Annotated in this window: 4 protein-coding genes; 2 read left to right on the forward strand and 2 right to left on the reverse strand. The window is 65.8% G+C overall.

Going from position 1 to position 4,589, the window contains the following annotated elements; genetic code table 11:
* Positions 1 to 327: 327 nt before the first annotated feature.
* Entirely contained in the window at positions 328 to 1,662 is a 1,335-nt protein-coding gene (locus NT151_07330) for a tetratricopeptide repeat protein (GenBank protein ID MCX6538726.1), read from the forward strand.
* Complete coding sequence (locus NT151_07335; protein MCX6538727.1) at positions 1,659 to 2,519, forward strand: VWA domain-containing protein; 861 nt, start codon at positions 1,659 to 1,661, stop codon at positions 2,517 to 2,519. The genes NT151_07330 and NT151_07335 overlap by 4 nt, the downstream gene beginning before the upstream one ends.
* A 522-nt stretch (positions 2,520 to 3,041) precedes the next feature.
* On the opposite strand, the gene NT151_07340 is transcribed toward NT151_07335, so the two are convergent.
* A complete protein-coding gene (locus NT151_07340; GenBank protein MCX6538728.1) occupies positions 3,042 to 3,419 on the reverse strand; it encodes a response regulator in 378 nt (125 codons plus the stop codon).
* Positions 3,416 to 4,589: ATP-binding protein (locus tag NT151_07345; protein MCX6538729.1), on the reverse strand; the 1,174-nt coding region annotated here is incomplete at its 5' end. The genes NT151_07340 and NT151_07345, both read right to left, overlap by 4 nt.

Genomic DNA, 4,589 nt, shown 5'->3' on the forward strand with positions numbered 1-4,589 from the left:
CGCCCGTCGTGTCTGGATCTGATCACGTTGCTGCGCAATGAGGTGGTGGAACATCCGGATCTCGTGAAAGAATTCGACCTCGTGATCACTAACCGTGCGCTCACTCACGCCGCTGCGGCGTAAAATATGTAGAAACTCCAGATGCCGGCGGAAGCCGGCATATCCAGGCGCCTATTCCCCCGGACAGATGACGTACTGACCACAGCGGCGGCCGGGCTATAGTACGGCCTCGGGGGCATCGAGCATGCGACCCGTACATGCCGCACGGCGCGTGGATTTGCCTGCCCGCGGCGGAAGGTGTGTGCGACAGGCGACCAGAGGATGCTGATGAACGCACCGCAGCCGACGATGGCCTTCGGCTTGACGGCCGCATTGGTGGGACTGGCGCTGGTGGGGTGCGCATCCACTCAGCCTCGCGCTGCGAAGCCGCCCGGCGCGCAAACCTCCGCTGTCGATTCCCCGGCCGGCCAGACTGCCGAAACCCCTTTGTGGCTGCAGCGGCTCGCGTCGTGGCTGAAGGCGATCGCGGAGCACAAGCCTGGCCAGATGGATGCGCCGGCGATGCTCATCGGCCGGACGAGCGAAGCGGACCTTGAGGCCCTCAGGACCGACTTCCTCGCGATGCTGAACCTTCTAAGGCGCGACGTCGAACGCTACGGGCGCGCCGAACGAATCATTTACAGAGACGTAATCTTCACGGCTTCCGACATTCGGGATCTTCTGGGCGTGACGAGCCAGGAAGCAGAACGTTGGTATGTCACCAGCCTCTTGATGCGCGGCGCGATTCTGCACGGCGATGTCGCGATGTTGGCGGTCCCGACGGTGCCCGGGCTGGTTGGTTGTTCGACGCAGTCGGTGATCATCGTAAAAGACGGCCACGAGATCGGAACCAGCTGCAGCGGGATCCACTGGGTCCAGAGCCGAGCCTTGCTCGATGCCATCAGTCCCGATCCCAGGAAGGACGCGATGGTGCGTCAGTGGTACGAGGCAACCATTGCCTACCTGCTCCAGCGCACGGACTACGCGAGCGGCGTCCCCCATATCGACCATGCCAGCCTGTTGTTCCCGGACGATCCCGGGCTGCTCTTTGAGCACGGCTACTACCACGAGGCCTTCGCATCCCGACACCTCCGGCCGGCTGTGGATGCCAGCAAGACTGACACGCGTCCGGCATCCACGCACCTGAAAGAAGCCGAGGGCCTCTTCCGCAGAGCCCTCGAGTGGAATCCTGATTTCGTCGAAGCCTGTCTACACCACGGTGCCGTCCTGGGCGCACTCGGACGACACGACGAAGCGGCGGGCGAGTTGCGAAAGGCGGCGGCCTCGGCGCAGGGACCGGTCCTCCGCTACTACGCCGAGCTGTTCCTCGGCGACGAGGAGCAGGCCCTGGGCAGGAGGGACGCGGCACGCGCCCACTACAACGCGGCGGCGGCGCTCTTTCCGTTGGCGCAGTCGCCCTGGGTCGCCCTGAGTGCCCTGGCGCGGCGGGGCGGCGATCGGATCGAGGCGCTCGCGGCTACGCGGCACATGCTCAACCTGCCCTCCGACCAACAGGATCGCAGAGAGGACCCCTGGTGGAGGTACAACTCCTGGCTCAACCAGGACGCTGTGACGCGGCTCCGCGACCTGTACCGTCGGTTCGTGACCGGAGACCAGAAATGAGCGGGCGCGTGCCGATCCTGGCGGCCTTGCTGCTCTCGGGCCCGCTGTTCCATGCGGCCGCGCAGAACCCGACCTTCTCCTCGAAGGTCGAAGCAGTCCGCGTTGACGTGCTGGTCACGAAGGATGGGAAGCCGGTTCGCGGCCTGGGCCCGGGCGATTTCGAAGTGTTCGACAACGGCATCCGGCAGGAGGTTGACCTGGTCAACTTCGAGCAACTGCCGCTCAATGTGGTTCTCACGCTCGACATGAGCGACAGCGTCGTTGGCGAGCGCCTCGCGCAACTGCGCGCGGCCGGCCGGGGTCTGCTGGATGGACTGAAAGTCGGTGACCGCGCGGCGCTCATCACGTTCAACCACATGGTATCCCTCCGAGCTGGCTTGTCCGGCGACTGGGGGCGGGTGAGGAGGGCAATCGAGTCGGCTCAGTCGTCCGGCAACACGTCCGTTGTTGACGCCAGTTTCACCGGCATGATGCTCGGTGAGTCCGATGTCGGACGAGCCCTCGTCATCGTCTTCAGCGACGGCGTCGACACGTCGAGTTGGCTGGCGCCCGAGGCCGTACTGGAGATTGCCAAGCGCAGTGATGTCGTGGTGTACGCCGTGTCGGCCGGCCAGGGCCTGAAGATCGAATTTCTTCGCAAGCTCAGCGAACAGACGGGCGGCCGGCTGTTCGAGATCGAATCGACGAAGAACCTGGGTGCCGTCTTTCTCGAGGTGCTCGACGAGTTCCGCCAGCGCTACGTGGTGAGCTACTCACCGAGTGGCGTCTCCGCCGACGGGTGGCACCGGCTCACCGTGCGCGTGAAGGGTCGGGATGCCGCAGTGAAGGCTCGCCCGGGCTACCTTGCAGAGCGGTAACCAGCTTCCTGTCGATAGACAGTAGGACGCGGGACAGCGTAGAGGCGCGATTCATCGCGTCCGATCTGGATTCCGGCGTACGCCGGAATGACGATTCTACGGGATTCGGGTTTGCGCCGGAACGACCACTGTTCGTCATGCCGGCGGAAGCCGGCATCCAGGCGGCTAATCCGGCTCACAGTTGGCCATTCTGTCCCGGCGCGGAGCGCCGTCGGCAGCAATGGCTTGTCGAGCTGCTCGACGTGGGCACCGCTTTGGTTGCGCATGAATCAGCTATTCACGAGCGGTCGCAAGCGCGCTGAAGAAGCCCGCGGCGTCCGTCGCGCTGGAGGAACTGTCCTTCCGCAGATACCCGAAGGGGACCGATCTCTTGCGGCTCGCCGCGTACGGCGTGCTGGAACACTTCAGGTACCGGCAGCTCGCGCCGTGGTGGCGGATCGTGGGGGTCGTCGACTACTTCTGAGGCAAGCAGGGATGGGGAACGATGAAGCGGAAGAGGTTTGCGGCAACGTGACCCGCGCATCAGGAGTCGAGCGGCCGTTTGATGAGGGCTCGCACGTCCTCTGACAACGTGCGAGGATCGAAGGGCTTGATCAAGACGCCGGCCGCACCAAGAGCCGTCATGCGCTCGACCTCGGCCCCTATGGCCATAGCCGTCAGGAGGATCACGGGCGTCATGGCGGTGGCCGGTTGCGAGCGGAGCGCCGCCAGTGTCTCCGAGCCGTCCATCGCCGGCATCATCATGTCGAGCAGAATCACGTCAGGCTTCTCGTTCTGGGCTTTGCGCACACCCTCGGCGCCGCTGGCGGCCTCGACCACCTCCATGCCGCCCAGGCGACTGAGGGTCAGCCGCGCAATCGACCGGATGTCTGCGTCGTCGTCGATAATCAGGACCTTCATGATTGCGTCGCTGTATCCGCGCCGCGCGCCATCTCTCGACGATGCTCGGGATGCCCCGAGCCCCGGTCGAGGGGCAGCGGAATCTGTCGCAGCTCCACCACCAGCCGTCGGAAGTCCTCGTTGGAGGCCTTGGATTTGGTCAGAAAGCGCGTCGGGCCCAGGCGAAGCCGCCCGCGCTGTTCCTCCGTGAGGTCGCGACCCGTGTAGACGAGCACCGGAATGTCCCTCAGCTCGGGTCGCTGACGCATAGTGTCCACGACATCGAAGCCGTCGCGTTCGGGGAGCCCGACGTCGAGCACCATGAGCGCGGGGGGTTCGGCCTCGGCCACTCGAATCGCCTCCTTGCCGGTTGTCGCGGTTCGGACCGCGATCCCTTCCCGCGAGAGCTGTCGCGCCATGACGTCGAGCAGTGTCAGGTCGTCCTCCACGAGCAAGACGTAGCGGGCCTGCGCGGCGACCCGACCCCGCTCCAAGCCATCGCGGATCGCCGCCAGCAGCTCGCGGCTGTCGACGCGCTCCGGGAGAAAGAGCACGAGGCTGTCCGACAACGCCTCGGGCGATACCACGAGCGGGCTGCCGAACAGAATCACCGGTATTGCCTCGAATGCTGGTTCCTTTCTGATGCGCGCGAGCAGCGCCGAGTCGCCTTCCAGCAGGACGGCGGCGACGTCGCCGCCCTGGAGCACCGCCCACGCAGCGTCCGCGTCCGGCACCGTGATGACGGTGTACCCGGCCTGCCTGATCACTTCTTCGAAGGACCCTCGGCGCTCGGCGTTGTCGCCGCAGACCAGGATCGCGCGGCCGAGCCGCGGCGCGACCGGCCTGGGCGCGGTCGCGACCCGAAACCAGAAGATGCTGCCGCCCCCTTCCTCGCTCTCGACGCCGATCATACCGCCATGCTGCTCGATGATCGACTTGCAGATCGCGAGCCCCAGGCCTATGCCTCCCTTCTCGCGCGCGTCGGACGTCTCCACCTGCCGGAATCGTTCGAAGATCGCCCGGCGGTGGGCCACGGGCACGCCGCGGCCGCGGTCTGTGACCCGGAATTCGACCCAGCTCTCCCGCAGCCCGACGCCGATTGTCACCACGCCACCTGGCGGCGAGAACTTCACGGCGTTGGACAGTAGATTGACGAGGACCTGGACGATCCGATCGGCGTCGGCCCAGATC

The sequence above is a fragment of the Acidobacteriota bacterium genome (assembly GCA_026393675.1).
GTDB lineage: Bacteria > Acidobacteriota > Vicinamibacteria > Vicinamibacterales > JAKQTR01 > JBAXOX01.